Source organism: Mycobacterium lehmannii (assembly GCF_001499925.1).
In the GTDB taxonomy this organism is placed as follows: Bacteria; Actinomycetota; Actinomycetes; order Mycobacteriales; family Mycobacteriaceae; genus Mycobacterium; species Mycobacterium lehmannii.
In genome coordinates, this window is sequence record NZ_LQIR01000069.1 from 132156 (window position 1) to 147512 (window position 15357).

Annotated in this window: 16 protein-coding genes; 6 read left to right on the top strand and 10 right to left on the bottom strand. The window is 67.6% G+C overall.

Annotated elements, in window-relative coordinates; all coding sequences use genetic code 11:
* Positions 1-6 precede the first annotated feature (6 nt).
* The 4 genes from AU192_RS24680 to AU192_RS24695 form a co-directional block, all read right to left on the bottom strand.
* Positions 7-1092: an ABC transporter ATP-binding protein gene (locus tag AU192_RS24680; RefSeq protein ID WP_064400156.1), complete on the bottom strand. Its 1086-nt coding sequence runs from the start codon at positions 1090-1092 to the stop codon at positions 7-9.
* A gap of 180 nt (positions 1093-1272) precedes the next feature.
* Positions 1273-1665 carry a 50S ribosomal protein L7/L12 gene (gene rplL, locus AU192_RS24685; RefSeq protein ID WP_064400157.1) on the bottom strand — a complete coding sequence of 131 codons (393 nt, stop codon included), beginning with the start codon at positions 1663-1665 and terminating at the stop codon, positions 1273-1275.
* Between the two features lie 97 nt (positions 1666-1762).
* Positions 1763-2290 carry a 50S ribosomal protein L10 gene (rplJ, locus tag AU192_RS24690; RefSeq protein WP_064400158.1) on the bottom strand — a complete coding sequence of 176 codons (528 nt, stop codon included), beginning with the start codon at positions 2288-2290 and terminating at the stop codon, positions 1763-1765.
* A 322-nt stretch (positions 2291-2612) separates the two neighbouring features.
* On the bottom strand, positions 2613-3050 hold the full coding sequence (locus tag AU192_RS24695; RefSeq protein ID WP_064400159.1) for an anthrone oxygenase family protein: 438 nt from the start codon (positions 3048-3050) through the stop codon (positions 2613-2615).
* Positions 3051-3118: 68 nt separating this feature from the next.
* On the opposite strand from AU192_RS24695, the gene AU192_RS24700 reads away from it, so the two are divergent.
* A complete protein-coding gene (locus AU192_RS24700) occupies positions 3119-3481 on the top strand; it encodes a winged helix-turn-helix transcriptional regulator (RefSeq protein WP_064400160.1) in 363 nt (120 codons plus the stop codon).
* Here AU192_RS24700 and AU192_RS24705 read toward each other — a convergent pair whose 3' ends face one another.
* Genes AU192_RS24705 through AU192_RS24720 form a run of 4 tightly spaced genes read right to left on the bottom strand, consistent with a single transcriptional unit; the run spans position 3482 to position 9950 of the window.
* The gene (locus tag AU192_RS24705) at positions 3482-4402 is read right to left on the bottom strand and encodes an ROK family protein (RefSeq protein ID WP_064400161.1); all 921 of its coding nucleotides are present in this window, start codon (positions 4400-4402) and stop codon (positions 3482-3484) included. It lies immediately after the preceding gene.
* On the bottom strand, positions 4402-4968 hold the full coding sequence (locus tag AU192_RS24710) for a DUF7158 domain-containing protein (protein ID WP_064400162.1): 567 nt from the start codon (positions 4966-4968) through the stop codon (positions 4402-4404). Before AU192_RS24710 ends, AU192_RS24705 begins: the two co-directional genes overlap by 1 nt.
* Positions 4965-9140, bottom strand: coding sequence for a glycoside hydrolase family 38 N-terminal domain-containing protein (locus AU192_RS24715; RefSeq protein ID WP_064400163.1), 4176 nt, complete (start codon positions 9138-9140; stop codon positions 4965-4967). Before AU192_RS24715 ends, AU192_RS24710 begins: the two co-directional genes overlap by 4 nt.
* Before the next feature lie 42 nt (positions 9141-9182).
* Positions 9183-9950: an endonuclease/exonuclease/phosphatase family protein gene (locus tag AU192_RS24720; protein ID WP_064400210.1), complete on the bottom strand. Its 768-nt coding sequence runs from the start codon at positions 9948-9950 to the stop codon at positions 9183-9185.
* Positions 9951-10010: 60 nt separating this feature from the next.
* Between AU192_RS24720 and AU192_RS24725 the strand changes: the two genes are divergently transcribed.
* Positions 10011-10562, top strand: a complete 552-nt coding sequence (locus tag AU192_RS24725; RefSeq protein WP_099048048.1) for a nucleotidyltransferase family protein — start codon at positions 10011-10013, stop codon at positions 10560-10562.
* On the opposite strand, the gene AU192_RS24730 is transcribed toward AU192_RS24725, so the two are convergent.
* Positions 10552-11508, bottom strand: coding sequence for a helix-turn-helix transcriptional regulator (locus tag AU192_RS24730; RefSeq protein ID WP_064400165.1), 957 nt, complete (start codon positions 11506-11508; stop codon positions 10552-10554). The genes AU192_RS24725 and AU192_RS24730 overlap by 11 nt on opposite strands.
* A 61-nt stretch (positions 11509-11569) precedes the next feature.
* Between AU192_RS24730 and AU192_RS24735 the strand changes: the two genes are divergently transcribed.
* From AU192_RS24735 to AU192_RS24745, 3 genes are read left to right on the top strand one after another with little or no spacing between them, the layout of a single operon-like run.
* Positions 11570-12106, top strand: coding sequence for a DinB family protein (locus AU192_RS24735; protein WP_064400166.1), 537 nt, complete (start codon positions 11570-11572; stop codon positions 12104-12106).
* A 1-nt stretch (position 12107) separates the two neighbouring features.
* Positions 12108-12713: a DinB family protein gene (locus tag AU192_RS24740; protein WP_064400167.1), complete on the top strand. Its 606-nt coding sequence runs from the start codon at positions 12108-12110 to the stop codon at positions 12711-12713.
* A gap of 16 nt (positions 12714-12729) precedes the next feature.
* On the top strand, positions 12730-13647 hold the full coding sequence (locus tag AU192_RS24745; protein ID WP_064400168.1) for an alpha/beta fold hydrolase: 918 nt from the start codon (positions 12730-12732) through the stop codon (positions 13645-13647).
* Here AU192_RS24745 and AU192_RS24750 read toward each other — a convergent pair.
* Complete coding sequence (locus AU192_RS24750) at positions 13628-14224, bottom strand: TetR/AcrR family transcriptional regulator (protein WP_064400169.1); 597 nt, start codon at positions 14222-14224, stop codon at positions 13628-13630. The two genes, AU192_RS24745 and AU192_RS24750, sit on opposite strands and share 20 nt — an antisense overlap.
* Positions 14225-14327: 103 nt before the next feature.
* Here AU192_RS24750 and AU192_RS24755 point away from each other — a divergent pair, with 103 nt between their 5' ends.
* On the top strand, positions 14328-15326 hold the full coding sequence (locus AU192_RS24755; RefSeq protein ID WP_064400211.1) for an oxygenase MpaB family protein: 999 nt from the start codon (positions 14328-14330) through the stop codon (positions 15324-15326).
* Positions 15327-15357 lie beyond the last annotated feature (31 nt).

Below are 15357 nucleotides of genomic sequence, written 5' to 3' on the forward strand. Positions count from 1 at the left end.
CGCGGCTTACTGCTGCGCGCGCGGGATGGCGCCGGTCGGGGCGTCGTCCTCCACCGCACGATGCCGGGTGGTCGCACCGTCGGGATCGGGCATCGAATGCGCCTGGTACTGGTGCGTGCCCTCGAGGTCGTCGCGGATGGCCTCCTGCGCCTTGGGCGGCAGGGTGTGCATGATCTCACGCACCCGGGCCTGCCGGCGGAAGACGGCCTGGCGTTCCGGCATACCGGGCGTCGCCTGGATCTGCGGCGGCACGCCCTCGATCTCCTCGACGCCACCGTCGTGGTGGCCGGCGTCGATCATGGCCTGCTCTTCGGCCATCGTCGACTCGTCCTTCTCCTCTGACATACCGATCGGGCCGATACGGCGACCGTTGAGGAACTGCCGGACGACGGGCTCGTCGCTGGTCAACAGCACTTCACGCGGACCGAACATCACCAGGTGCTTGCGGAACAGCATGCCCATGTTGTCGGGCACGGTGCGGGCGATGTTGATGTTGTGGGTCACGATCAGGATCGTGCAGTCGATCTGGGCGTTGATGTCGATCAGCAGTTGGCTCAGGTACGCGGTACGAACCGGGTCCAGACCGGAGTCGGGCTCGTCGCAGAGGATGATCTGCGGGTCGAGCACCAGCGACCGGGCCAGGCCGGCACGCTTGCGCATACCGCCGGAGATCTCGCCGGGGAACTTGTTCTCGTCGCCGGCCAGACCGACCAGCTCGAGCTTCTCCATGACGATCTGGCGGATCTCGCTTTCCTTCTTCTTGGTGTGCTCACGCAAGGGGAAAGCGGTGTTGTCGTAGAGGCTCATCGAGCCGAACAGCGCGCCGTCCTGGAACATCACGCCGAACAGCGTGCGGATCTCGTAGAGCTCCTTGGCGGTGCACTGGATCACGTCGGTGCCGTCGACGATGATCTTGCCGCGCTCGGGACGCAGCAGCCCGATGAGGGATTTCAAGAACACGGATTTACCGGTACCCGAGGGGCCGAGCAGAACGCTGACCTCACCCGGCGGCAAGTCGAAAGTGACGTCCTCCCAGATTCGCTGGGGGCCGAAGGACTTGGTCAGTCCCTCAATCTGGATACCAATGCCCACGCGAGATCCTTCCGCCAATAATCGTCACGCCACATGCTTCCCGCTTGTGGCTTGAGTCACTGTAGCCTACCTCCGCAGGCCACCACACGCGTCTGGGGTCAGATTGTGACCCATCTGGAAAACGACTGTGGGGCCGACCCATTTGCTGGATCGACCCCACAGTTGTGGTAATGCCGGGTGTTACTTGACGGTGACCGTCGCGCCCGCGGCCTCGAGCTTGGCCTTGGCATCGTCGGCGGCGGCCTTGTCGACCTTCTCGAGCAGCGGCTTGGGAGCGCCGTCGACGAGGTCCTTGGCCTCCTTGAGGCCCAGGCCGGAGACGATCTCGCGGACGACCTTGATGACGCCGATCTTCTTGTCGCCGGCACCCTCGAGGATGACGTCGAACTCGGACTGCTCCTCGGCGGCCTCGGCGGGGGCACCAACGGCGGCGGGGCCGGCAGCCGCGACGGCGACCGGAGCAGCGGCGGTGACCTCAAAGGTCTCCTCGAACTTCTTGACGAACTCGGAGAGCTCCAGCAGCGTCAGTTCCTTGAACGCGTCGAGCAGCTCGTCGGTGGACAGCTTGGCCATTTTCGGTCCTTTCCTTACTTACTTCTAGTTGCGATTTGTGGAGTGTTGGCGGCGGTCAGCGCCGGTGCGGCTCCACAAATCACTGGGTGGTGGGTGGTTAAGCGGCCTCTTCGCCGGCCTTCTTCTCTTCCAGAGCGGCGGCCAGCCGGGCGACCTGCGACGCCGGAGCGTTGAACAGACCGGCGGCCTTGGACAGGTTCGCCTTCATCGCGCCGGCCAGCTTGGCCAGCAGCACCTCGCGCGACTCCAGGTCGGCGATGCGCTCGACCTCGGACACGCTCAGCGGGCGGCCGTCCATGTAGCCGCCCTTGATGACGAGGGCCTTGTTGTCCTTGGCGAACTTCTTGATCGCCTTGGCGGCGTCGACGGCCTCGCCCTTGACGAACGCGATCGCCGTGGGACCGACGAACAGCTCGTCGAGCCCTTCGATGCCCGCCTCCGCCGCGGCACGCTTGACCAGCGTGTTCTTGGCGATGCGGTAACTCGCGGAGTCGCCGAGAGCCCGGCGCAGATCCTTGAGATGCGCCACCGAGAGCCCGCGATACTCGGTGACGAGGGTGGCCGTCGACGAGTTGAACCGCTCGACGATGTCGGCAACCGCCGCGGCCTTGTCATCCTTGGCCATGCATGCCTCCTCGTGTGTGGAACCGTCGGAGCCCGGAAACGACGAACGCCCCGACGCAGACAGGTCGGGGCGCAGCAAGAAGCACTAGCCTCGTCCTCCTGCGTGGGTCGCCGGGTTAACCCGGACCTTCAACCGATTGCTCGGTGACCGACGGTCTTCGGTGGAACGCCGTCAAGAATAGCCGACCGCCCCCTCATCAGCCAAAACGCACCTTCCCCATCTCCGCGAGAGATCTCCGCGAGCGTCCGCGTTTGCCCACGACACGCCGCGATTTCCCAGCCGCTTGCGCTCGCTCATCCGGTCGCGAGCGTGCACAAACCGCCTAAACCCCGGCGACCGCGGTGACCACCAGCCCGAACACCACGGCAAGCAGACCCACCCGCCGCCAGTGCAGCCGGTCCCACTGGCGTGCCAGCCCGCGGTCGACGTCGGCGCCGCCAGACCAGCGCCCGATGCGGTTGTTGATCGGCACCATCAGCGCCACGGTCGCCGCCACCGCCAAGGCCATGGTCAGCGCCGCGGTGATGAACAGCCAGTCCACCCGCAACAGCACGGCCGCCACGATCAGCACCACCAGCGCCGCGGCGTACCAGAATGGCATCACCTTGCCCAGCACCCGCCCGCTGTCGCCGCGCGCCTGCGCGAAAGCACCGTCGGGCAGCCGCCCCAAGACGGGGTTCAGGAACACCGCGACCGCGAGCTCGACGCCGACCAACGGTCCGACGATCAGCAGGGCAAGCACTCCAATGATTGCTTCCATACCTCGACCGTGCCCGTTACGCTGCCACAAAACAAGGTACTGCCAAATTTGTCAGCTCAGGAGGAGTCGTGGCGGTTTCCAAGAAGGGCGTCAACGAATGCCCGATCGACACCGCACTGACGGTCATCGACGGGCGGTGGAAGGGCACCATCCTGTGGCGACTCCAGGACGGTCCGATGCGCACCGCGGAATTGCGCCGCAGCATCCCCGACATCACCGAGCGCATGCTCATCCGCCATCTGCACGAGTTGGTCGCCGACGGCATCATCGACCGCCACGATGCCCGCACCGTGCCGCCGTGCGTGCACTACTCGATCTCGGAATACGGCATGACGCTTGCCCCGGTGCTGCAGAGCCTGTGCGATTGGGGACGAAACCACATGGACCGCCAGTCATCCCGGCAGACACGAAAGCGCACGCAGCCGGCTTAGTCAGCCGTCTGGCGTCTGCTTCCACAGCAGGGCCGCCGCCCCGACCAGGCCTGCGTCGCTGCCGAGTTCGGCGGGCACCACCTCGATGCCGCGGATGAAGTCCAACCCGGCGTAGGAGGCGAGTGCTTCCCGGACGGGGTCGAACAGCACCGCCCCGGCCTTGGCCACGCCACCGCCGATCGCGACCCGGTCCAGGTCGAAGACCGCGCCGACCGATGCGATCATCGCGCCCACCGCGACTGCGCCACGGCGAAACGCACTCAGCGCCAGGGGGTCTCCTGCGCTGGCGGCCTCGGCCAGTTCCTTGGCGTCGGCATCGGCGGGCGCATCCCACCCCTGCTCCCGTGCCCACTGCGCCATGCGCGGGCCACCGGCGATGGTCTCGACGCAGCCGCGCCCGCCACACGTGCACGGCGCGCCGTCCGGATCGACGACGATGTGGCCGACGTGGCCCGCGTTACCGGTCCGGCCGTCGTAGGGAGCGCCGTCGAGCACCAGTCCGCCGCCGACACCGGTCGAAACCACCATGCCGAGCAGGAAGTCGGCGCCGCGGCCGGCACCGCGCCAGTGTTCCCCCATCGCCATGCACAAACCATCGCCGGCGAGTCGCACCGGCGCGCAGACCGCTGAAGCCACCCGTGAGACGATCGGAAACCGTTGCCACGAGCCGATGTTGATCGGACTGACGGTGCCGGCCGACAAGTCGATCGGTCCGGCAGAGGCGATCCCGACGCCGCGGATCCGTCCACCGGCGGTCGCCAGCGCCTCGGTGATCAGCGAATCCGCCGCGGCCCAGATCGTTTCCGCATCACCGTCCGGCGTCGGTAATTCGGCCCTGTGCACCAGCGTGCCCGCACCGTCGACGAGACCGACGGCGATCTTCGTACCGCCGATGTCGAGGGCGAGAGCGAGATCGGCCATCAGTGCCGGTGGGTGTTGTCGGGTTGACGGGGATCGCCGGGATGCTCGTAGCCGGGGGCGAGTTCGACGGCCGCCGCACACCGGGCATCCAGCCACAGCCGGAAGGCCCGGCGACGCGCGGCGGCGCGCAGATGCGCGGTGACGTCCGCTGTATTGCTGAAGCGCAACGGGTTTCGCTCCCGGTACGACGCCACCTCGTCATCGGCGACGTCGATACCCGCCGACACCTCGGCGAAGACTGCGCGGGCCAGCGGGTCGGCCAGCACCGAAGCCGCGACGCTGCCGATCTCCATCCGCACGGTCATGTCCGGCAGTACCTCGGCCTCGGACGGCGCGTCAACGACGTTCAACCGGCGCGCCGCGGCCTCGGTGGCCACGACGCGCTCGGCAACCAAGATCTGGGTCAGCCAACGCCGCAGCTGCCGACCCTCGCTGGTGCCGGGACGCGGCAGCGAGGAGGCGATCCGCGAAGCGCGCAGGGAGGCTTCGCGTGCGTCGACCTCGTCGAGTGACACCGGCACACCGTCCACCGTCGCCGCGACGCCCGCCCATGCCGACTCGCTCACCGCACCGTCACCTTCACCGCGGGTGAATAGACGAGTTGTCCAGCGGCAGCCAATCGAATCAGCGCCCACCATTCGCCCGGTTCAACCCATTCCGGCGGTGCGACGTCGAAGCTGATCTCGGTGTTGCCCCGAGCGGCCAGCTCGACACCGGATACCGCCGGGCCCAACCATTCCCACGTGCCCCACGGGCTGATCAGGTGCGCTTCGACCGCGACGTCGGCGCACGCGTCGGTGCCGACCCTGACCCCTATACGGGCCGCCTCGCCGGCCGCCACGTCGACCGACTCCGGTCCGGCGACGAGGCGCAACAGGGTGTGGTCCGGAGGCGCGTCGACCGCGACGACACATACGTCCTCGACCACCTGACGCCACGACGGCGGAATCGAGACATGCGCACCCGTCAACGCGAGTTCGGCACGTATCGGATACAGACCCGGTGACGCCCCTTTCGGCGCGGTCACGTTCACGGTGGTGTCGACGTATTCGCCCGGAGGCAGCATGAACGGCAGCACACCGGGTTCTGTGGTCCAGCCGTCCGGACACAGCAGCCGCACCCGACCGTGCAGAACTTCGTCGCAGCAATCGCTGGCCACGGTGAGGCGAAGCTGCACTGGAGAATCCGACACCACGATGTGCTGCGGGTGCAGGTGGGCGACGGCCGGCAGCCCGCCAAGCGGTGCCGGACCGCGGTTGTGCAGCCAGTACCTGGCATAGAGCGGCTGGGCCTGCTCCGCCTCCGGTGCGAGGACGGCATGGTCGGCATGCAGAACCTGCGGCAGATTGAACCGGGCCAGCACGGTGGCGACCTCGAAACCGTGCAACGACAGGCTGTCCGGCGTCACCTCCTGCACGCGGGGTTGCTCGAGCAGATCCACCCGGACCGCGGCGGACACCCGGCGCAGCCCCGAGGTGACCGCGACTTCGGTTGTGCTGCCGGTGGTTTCAACCAGACGCATCGCGACACCGTCAGATGGGTGGACCGGCCGCGCGCTACCGCTTGCCAGCGGGTTGCCTGCGGCCTTCAGCGCACCGAGCCGCACCGAGCCCGCCGGCTGAATCTCCAACAACGAACCCGACGGCGGCAGCCCACCCACCGCTCCCCACTTCTCCGTCACCGCCAAGAGCGGGTTCGAGAACTCGGCGCTGCGAGCGGAGACGCCTGCCCGGCGCCAGTCGCCGTCCCCCGAGACCAACGCGTAGTCGAACGTATGCGTCCAGTGCTGTAACTGGAAGTTGGACCCGTCCGGCGCCGTGCGGCGCGGCGGATCGATCCACGTGCCCGAGGGCCAACCGGTACACGACCGCATCAGGGAAAGATTCAGCGCCCCATCCGATTCGACGGCGAAACCGGGCACACCGCGATTCAGCACCGCCACCGTACGGTCCTCGAACGCTTCCATATCGGCATGCGCCGCCTGCTCGACGACGATCTCGAAGTCGGCTAGGTCGTCGACCACACCCGCCACCACATCGTCCAGAGCCGAGCCCGCGAGAACCAGCACCGGCAGTGCTCGCACATCGCGCAGGTCCGCGCTCGGCACCCACGCCTCCGCGAGCCGGACGGCCGCAGGCACCCAGACCCTGGCCGCGCCGGTCGCATCGAGCTGTCGCTTCACCTCCTCGCCGTACACCGAATCGACAGCCTCGAGAACTGTTGCGGTGAAGGTGTTTTCGCAAGGGCCGCCGAGTGCGATCCGCACATCCGGAAGGTTCGAGTCGACGGCGAGATCACCGTAACGCGGCCGGTCTGAGCCGCTGCACGTCGCGGTGACACCGCCGCGCGCAAGCGCAACCACCAGCGGTCCCGCCACCGCGGAATCGGTTTCAGTCGGAGTGATCACCTCGGCAACCGAGACCGCCCGGCACCCTTCGCCGACCCTGACCCGCACCGTCGACGACAGCCCGAACCAGCCGTACGCCGGATTGTCCAGCGTCCACGGATGCGTTGCGGCATCGACCGCAGTCTCGCGGTCATGTTCGTGCAGCAGCGCGAACCCGCGCCCGATCACCGCGTCACCGACCTCGCTGACCGGCATCGCGCCGGGTACCGGGCAGGGCCAGCGCAGCCGCAGCAGCCGGTCGGCGCCGGTGAATTCGTTGATCGTGGTCCGGCAGTCGACGCGCGCCACACCGTGCCACAGCGTGAGAACCTGCGTGTAGCGCAGCACATCGGCGACGGTGCCCTCGATCACCAGGCGCTCCCCGAGCGCTCCGCGATAGGCCTGCACCGTGGCAGGCGACGACGACGAGCGCACCACCGGGCCCGTGGGCAGGAGGTGCCACGGCCCCTCGCCCGCCTCGGGATGCGCCGGGTACTCGTCGTACACCGCCAAGTCGTTGCCGACCTCACCGTGAGCAAGCAAGGACCGGCCCGAACCACACTCGACCAGCGACTCGACCGCACCGCCGCGTGACGGATCGACCCGCAACCGGTAATGGTCGTTACCGATCTCGTTTCCGCTCACCAGTTCCCACGCCGCTGCCGAGCCATCGCCGTCCAGGAGCCGGTAGGACTGCCACCCCAGCGACGGCATGTCACGGGCGAGCCAGCTGACCGTCCGCCCTCCGTGCTCAACCTGAGCGGGTATCTCCTCACCCGCAGAATCGACAATACGCACAGCTTCGACCGCCTTCGGAATTCGGGCGGTGACGACGTCGGTGCGCTTGTGCGCGAGGGGATTCCATACGACGACCGGTTCGTCCACGGCCCCCGACAGCACAGCCAGCGCATGGTCACGGGCAGCCCTTCCCAGCTCCCATGCGTCTCGCCAGCTCGTCAGCAGGTCGAGGTACACCTGGTCGGATTCCGAACCGGTGATCGCATCGTGGTGCGCGCCGTACGCCAATTGCACCCACGCCTTGGCCAAAGCCGCCTGGGGATACGTGGCACCACCGAGAAGCCCGGCGAACACGGCGAACTTCTCGGCGTCGAGCACGACGTCTTCGGCAGCCCGGTTGGCCTGCTTCGTGTCGATGTAGGAGACGTCTTTGCCCGTGTAGATCGGGTTCATGTCCCGGGTCTGCGGCGACGCCTGGGCACCGTGCTCGGCCAGTTCGGCGCGGACCGCGGCGAAGAACTCGCTGGGTATCGCGCAGATGAACCGCGGCCAGGTGTAGCGGGCGTTCCAGTCTCGGTGAATCTCGGTGACCCACTTGTTCGGTGGCGTGTAGTCGGTGCCGACGGGCAGGAGCACGTTGCGAGTCAGCGCCACCTTCTTCAGCGACGTGAACAGTTGGTAGGTCTCGGCTTCGGCGTCCGTCAGCGTCGGCGCCGAATCCATCCACCAACCGGCGGCGTAGTGCGCAGGCATGTAATGCGTCAGCAACCCGCGACCGGAAGGGGAGAGCCAGTCGAATTCACTGCTGAACTGCATGCGCTGTGGGTCGCCGCCGCCGGCCATCGGGCCCCACTGATGGTGCGGACCGCGGGCCCACGAACTCGACGTCAGCCCCGCGTCTGCGGCCATCCCCGGGAACTGCGGGTCATGGCCGAACGCGTCGAGCTGCCACGCCGTCGCCGGGTCGGCTCCGAGCACATCGCGTTGAAACCCGATGCCGTGCACGAAGTTCCGGATGGTCGTCTCGGGACTGGTGAGGTTGGTGTTCGGCTCGTTGTACGTTCCGCCCATGATCTCGACACGGCCCTCGGCGATAAAACGGCGCAGATCGTCACGATCCTCGGGGTGGGTGTCCCAGAACGGTTTGAGGTAGTCGACCTCGGCCAGGACGAACTTGTATTCCGGTTCCCTGCGGGCCATTTCGAGATGAGCGCTGACCAGATCGAAGCCGTTGGTCTGGCGGCACCGCCCCGGCGGGTCCTCGCTCCACACACTGGTGTATGCGGCCTGCGTGTTCCACCACACCGGGTCGTAGTGGAAGTGGCTGATCATGTACATCGTCCAGCCGGGTTCGGCGACGGTGAAGACGAACGGCGTGATGCCGTCGCCCGTGACGATCCGCGCCGGCCGCTGCTCACCGGGGGCCGGGGCGGTGACCGTGACCGCCACCTCCACGGTGCCGTCGCCGACCGCCGCTCGCGCGTGGCCCGCCAGCCCGTCGCCGTCGACGCGCACCTCGCCCGCCCCATCGGTGTAAGTCACCCGCACGATCTGCGACGGCGCGTCCGCGGGCCCGACGAACAGATCCGTCGACTCCGCCGAGGTGACCCGCACACCCAAACCCTACGTGCGGTCACCCCCGCATTGCGGAAGAAATCAGGCGCGGGTGATGTCGACGACGAGTGCGCGGTGATCCGAGATCGGAAGCGAAGGCGCGCAGCACCGCTGCACCCGCAGGCCACTGTCGTCGGTGACGATGTGGTCGAGCTGGCGGTCGGGCTCATCGGCCGGGAAGGTGACCGCCGAGGCGAGCGGTCGCAGGCGGGTCCAGCGATGGATCGTTTGCGGCACCATGTTCAGATCGCCCATCAGCACTCGCGGCGACGGGAAGCCGCGCATGTCACGCAGAAGTCGGCGCAGCTGCATCCGATTCCACCCCGGCACGAACGACAGATGGGTGTTGGCGACGGTCAGCGGCCCCAGCGGAGTGTTCAACTGGCCGACGACCGCCGCGCGCGGCTCTTCGTTGACCACCTTCACCCGGTTCGGACCCGGCAGATACATCGGAAACGGCACCGGAATCCGCGGCAGCCGCAGCACCTGCCACGACTCGGCGGGAAACCGCGACAGCAGCGCGATGCCGTAGGCGGCGGTCCCTGGTTGCTCGTCGCCGGTGGCCGCCATCCACGTGGCACCGGGTGTGCCGGAGATCGCCGCCACGAACCGGTGGCTCACCGCACCCATCGCTTCGGCGGCGACCGCGGTCAGGTCGGCCATCCCCGAGCGCGGCTGGTCGAGGTCGACTTCCTGCAGGGCCAGGATGTCGGCGTCGAGTTCCCTGACGGCCTCCACGAGGCGGTCTCGGTGAACGAGCCCGTCGTGCACACTGCGCCCGTGCAAGATGTTGAAGGTGGCCATCCGCATCTGCATGGGTACTAGCTACCCACAATGGCTGCTAGCCCATCAGTCGGCCCCAGGAGAGTAGTGCCCCAGAGAAACGATGATCTGCGCGACGCGCTCAAACGCGCGGCGTCGGCGTTGCGCGCCCAGGGCCCCGATTTCGCCCTCGGCGGCAGCTACGCGCTGTGGGTGTTCGGAGGTCCAGAACCGGTGCACGACGTGGATTTCGTGGTCGCCGAGCCCGACACCGAGAAGGCCGCGGCGACACTGGAGGAGGCGGGTTTCCGGGTCGAGCGCACACCTGAGGACTGGTTGTTCAAGGCGTGCGTCGAGGACGACTTCGTCATCGACGTGCTGCACCGGCTCAACGGCGTTCCGGTCGACAAGGAAACCGTCCTGGCGGCCGAGGAGTACGACGTGCTCGCGATCCGGATGCGCGTGCTGGCGCCCACCGAGGTCATGCGCGAGAAGCTGAACTCCCTCAACGAACACCATTGCGACTTCTCCGCACTGCTTCCCGCGGTGCGTGCAGTCCGCGAACAACTGGACTGGGAACAACTCCGCGCCGAGACCGCCGACAACCCGTTCGCGTCAGCATTCCTGATGCTGGCCGACCGCCTTGAGCTCACCGGCTGACGCTTCGTCGCAGCCGCTTCGAGACCGCCTCCACCGCCTGTATCACCTCCGGCGGTGAAAGTACCCGGAAATCGCAGCCGACCGTCGCGAAGTACAGCACCATGCGTTCGGGGTCGTCGGCACCGGCCGTGACGACGCATGCGTGCGGACCGTCGGGTTCGATCGTCGCCGATGACGGTGAGAAATGCTGAGCAACAACATCTTTCGGAGCATCGAAGTGGACGCGTGCGACGTAGCGGTACGGTGAGCTGCTGATCGACCGCCGCACGTAGGTTGCCGCGTCGGGCGCGTCACGGGGCACGAAGGTGCTGCCCTGGGCGCGCACATCTTTCATCCGGTCCAACCGTAGGCTGCGCCAGTCCTGCTTGTCGCGGTCGTAGGCCAGCAGGTACCAGCGCCGACCGGTGGTGACCAGCTGATAGGGCTCGAGCCGGCGCTGGGTCGCGGTGCCGCGGATGTCGACGTAGCCGGCGGCCACGTGCTCGTGGTCGCGGCAGGCCCGCGCGAGGGTCATCAGAACGTCGGGTTCGACCGGTGTATCGGAGGTCGGGGCCATCAGCGTGACGGTCGATTCGTGCACCGCGGCCACCTGTGACCGCAGCTTGGACGGCATCACCTGATCGAGCTTGCTCAGTGCCCGCAGCGCCGATTCGCCGACCCCCGCCACCGTTCCGCCCGCGGCCAGACGCAGGCATACGGCCATCGCGACGGCCTCGTCGGGGTCGAGCAGCAACGGCGGCAACGCCGCACCGGCGCCGAGTTGATAACCGCCGCCGTGGCCCTTGCTGGCGTGGACGGGGTACCCGAGGTCGCGTAGCCGTTCGATGTCGCGACGCACGCTGCGAGTGGTGACCCCCAACCGCTCAGCGAGGCCCTCGCCCGTCCACACCCGCCGGGACTGCAGCAGGCCCAGCAGCTGCAGTATCCGGCTCGTCGTCTCCGACATGCCATGAGTCTGCCGCAGTCTTAGGACCGGAACTGTCCTATAGTTCTGACACGCTATCGACATGAGCACGACAGCGAGGATCACCGACGAGTTGGCCGAGCAGACCGACTTCCACTGGACCAACTTCCTGCGCCCCCGGTTTCAGGGGCTCACCGACGACGAATACTTCTGGCAACCGGTTGCCGACTGCTGGACTGTCCACGCAGACGGGTCGATCGACTTCGACTATCCCGAACCGAACCCGGCGCCGTTCACGACGATCGCCTGGCGCCTCGCGCACGTCATCGTCGGCGTGTTCGCGATGCGCAACCACAACCATTTCGGCGCCCCCTACGCCGACTACCAGTCCTGGCGGTACGCCACCGACGCCGCGACGGCGCTGCGACAACTCGACGAGCAGTACCAAACGTGGATCGGCGGGGTTCGCGGGTTGTCCGACGAGGACCTGAACCGGCCGTGCGGACCCGCAGAAGGCCCCTACGCCGACCATCCGCTCATCGCGCTCGTCCTGCACATCAATCGCGAGTTCATCCACCACGGCGCCGAAATCGCCTGCATCCGAGACCTGTACGCCCACACCAACTCGAGAGGAAACTGATATGCCCGCTTTGCCCCCACCAGTCGGAGACGAACGTGAGGGTCTTCGCGAGTACGTGGCCGCCCAGCAGTACGCCTTCCACGCCGTGGCGTTCGGCTTGACCGACGAACAAGCGCGGTCGACACCGTCGGTCAGCGCGTTGTCGATCGGCGGCCTGATCAAACACGTCACCAACTGCCAACGCGGATGGATGGCGCGCGTTGCGGCCGCACCCGAACTGACCGAGAGCGATCGCCGACCGATGGAGGACCAGCAGGCCGACTACCAGAGCGAGTTCGTCATGCGCGACGACGAGACCCTCGCCGGCATCCTCGCCCGGTTCGACGAGCAGAACGCCGAGACCATCCGGTTGATCGAGACCGCCGACCTGAACGCAGCGGTGCCGATCCCGCCGCATGTGCCCTGGTTCCCCAAGGACGTGTCGGCATGGTCGGTGCGCTGGGTGATCTTGCACATGATTGAGGAGCTGGCCCGGCACGCCGGGCAGGCCGACATCATCCGCGAAACCATCGACGGTGCAACGCTTTACGAACTGCTCGCCGGCCTCGAAGACTGGGAACCGACGCCGTGGCTCACGCCCTGGGGCAAGGAACCGGTGGCCGGGTAGGTGTAGAAAGCTGAGCATGCAGGTTCGTAGCGGCACCGCGGTATGCGGAGACGTCGGCATCTTCTACGAGGATCTCGGCGACTCCGCGGATCCGCCGGTGCTGCTGATCATGGGCGTCGGGGCGCAGTTGCCGATGTGGCCGGACGGTTTCTGCGCGCGGTTGATCGACCGGGGCTACCGGGTGATTCGCTTCGACCACCGTGACACCGGGTTGTCGACGAAGTTGGACGGACAACGCGCGGACGGATCGGTGTATCCGCGCGTGCTGCGATATCTGCTGGGCCGCGCCAGTCCGGTGCCGTACACGCTCGTCGACCTGGCCGACGACGCGCGTGGGCTGATCGACCACCTCGGCATCGACCGCGCGCACGTCGTCGGCGCGTCCATGGGCGGGATGATCGCGCAGGTGCTGGCGGGCCGCCATCCCGAGCGGGTGGCATCGCTGGGTCTGGTGATGACGAGCGCGGGGACGCCGTTCTCATCGCTACCCGCTCTGCGGGTGATCCGGCTGGCGTTCGGCGCGCCCGCCCGCGACGCACCACTCGAGCAGCGACTGGCCCACGAGGTCCGCAACGTCGCAATCATCAACGGGCCCAACTTCTTACCGCCCGCCGAACAGCTGCACCGCCGGGTGCGGGAGCTGCGCGAGCGCAGCGACTACCCGCAGGGCATGCTGCGTCAGTTCGACGCAATCCTCGGCACCGGCAGCCTGCTGCGCTACACCCGTCTCATCACCGCACCGACCGTCGTCATCCACGGCACGAAGGATCCGCTGGTGCGACCGCGCAACGGCCGCACCGTCGCACGGGCCGTCGACGGCGCGCGCTACGTCGTCGTCGATGGAATGGGCCACGACCTACCCGAACCGGTGTGGGGTCCGGTCGTCGGAGCGCTGACAGAAAACTTCGCCGGCCCTACCGCAGCACCTGACTGACGGCGTGCTCGACGACCGCGTCCAGATCGGTCCCCAACCTGCCCGCCAGCCACTGTTGCGCCAGCTCGGCCATCGCACCGGTGTACATCGCCGCGCCGACCTGGGCGGCGACCGAGTCGGTGTCGGGCTGTAACCGCCAACCCTCGGTGAGCACGCCTTCGCGCAACAAGTCCTGTGTCGCCGCACGCCGGGCCGCCAGCACCGGATTCGACCGCGCGTCGGTGAACAGCACCCGGCCGCGGCGCGGGTCCTGGGAGCTGAAGCCGAGCACCGCGGCGATCCCGGCCCGGGTCCTGGCCCGCAGCGATTCGCCTGCCTGCGACATGGCCCCTTCGATCGCTTCGGCCAGTTGGGCGCTCACCTGGTCGTAGACCGCCCCGAGCAGGTCGTCGGTATCGGCGAAGCTCTCGTAGAAATACCGTGTGTTCAGCCCACATTCGCGGCACACCGACCGCACCGACACGGCAGCTTCGCCGCCATCGCCGAACAGCCGGAAGGCGGCGTCGATCAGCTGCGCTCGGCGCTCGGCGCGGCGGTCCGTCAGCGGCACGCCCGCCCATCGGGTCGGACTGGACACGACCCCAGCGTAGGCGGCATCACGCCAACTCTGGTCACATACGTGACCAAAATGTATTCTGGCTACAGCTGTGACCAGAGTTTGGAAGCTAGGAGCCCACGTGATTCTGCTGCCGCACCAGTTCATCGGAGAGGCGCTCAACCAGCGCTTCGACAAGGACATCCGGCGTAATTACTTCCGCGGTATGGAGTTCGCCGCGCCGGTGGGCGATCCGGGCTGGTTCGGCCCCGGCAGTGCGGTCTGGCACGTGCACTCGCACATGCAGGCGCTGATCTTCGGCCTGCAGTGCGCGGCGTTCATGGAGCGGCTGGATCCCTCGATCTACTGGATGGGCATGCACCACTCACGGCTGGTGAAGCGCGATCCGAAAACGGGGGTGGCCGTTCCCGAGATCGACCCCAAGGGCGCGGCGGTGCGTCTCGGCCACTCGATCGCATTCTTCATAGGCACCGCCTACGGCTCGACCGAGACCGCCGAGCGTCTGGCGAAGGCCGTCCGTTCGATGCACCACACCATCAAGGGCACCCGCCCCGACGGCGCCCGCTACGACGCCGACGACCCGGACTGGTTGCGCTGGAACTACGCCACCGTGGTGTGGGGCCTGGCGACCGCGCACGAGCTTTACCATCCGAACCCGTTGCGCGGCAAGAAGATCGATCGTTACTACCGCGAGTTCGTGCGGGTCGGCCACGCGTTGGGTGGTACCGACCTGCCCGAGACGAAGGCCGAGGTCGCCGACTGCCTCGAGTCCTACCTGCCGCGATTGGCCGTCACCCACGGCACGGCGCTTGCCACGGGGCCGGGTCTGCCGCTGGCGCAGAGCGCGATCAACTGGGCGATCCGCGACACGATGCCGCATTGGGGCAAGCAGTTGATCCAGCACAAGGACCCGAACATCCTCGAGCGCACCGCGCGCCGAGCGACGGTCTGGTCGGTGATCAACGGCTTGCATGTCGCGCAGGGCCCGATACCGGAGTTCCGCCAGGCGCAGGCGAGGGTGGCGTCGGGTACCGACGTGCCGCACACGCTGCCGACATACCGGCTGGGCGACGACGAGGTTCGCACGCGCGACGAGGTCGAGCGCAGTTTCGCCGAGGCGTGAATTGGCCGCGAAATGGCATTCCAGCAGGAAA

Excerpts from the sequence above, each read along its gene's own strand:
- rplL (WP_064400157.1), bottom strand. The coding sequence starts at position 1,665 with ATGGCCAAGCTGTCCACCGACGAGCTGCTCGACGCGTTCAAGGAACTG.
- AU192_RS24745 (WP_064400168.1), top strand. The coding sequence starts at position 12,730 with ATGCAGGTTCGTAGCGGCACCGCGGTATGCGGAGACGTCGGCATCTTC.
- AU192_RS24740 (WP_064400167.1), top strand. The coding sequence starts at position 12,108 with ATGCCCGCTTTGCCCCCACCAGTCGGAGACGAACGTGAGGGTCTTCGC.
- AU192_RS24695 (WP_064400159.1), bottom strand. The coding sequence starts at position 3,050 with ATGGAAGCAATCATTGGAGTGCTTGCCCTGCTGATCGTCGGACCGTTG.
- AU192_RS24720 (WP_064400210.1), bottom strand. The coding sequence starts at position 9,950 with ATGCGGATGGCCACCTTCAACATCTTGCACGGGCGCAGTGTGCACGAC.
- AU192_RS24705 (WP_064400161.1), bottom strand. The coding sequence starts at position 4,402 with ATGGCCGATCTCGCTCTCGCCCTCGACATCGGCGGTACGAAGATCGCC.
- rplJ (WP_064400158.1), bottom strand. The coding sequence starts at position 2,290 with ATGGCCAAGGATGACAAGGCCGCGGCGGTTGCCGACATCGTCGAGCGG.
- AU192_RS24735 (WP_064400166.1), top strand. The coding sequence starts at position 11,570 with ATGAGCACGACAGCGAGGATCACCGACGAGTTGGCCGAGCAGACCGAC.
- AU192_RS24730 (WP_064400165.1), bottom strand. The coding sequence starts at position 11,508 with ATGTCGGAGACGACGAGCCGGATACTGCAGCTGCTGGGCCTGCTGCAG.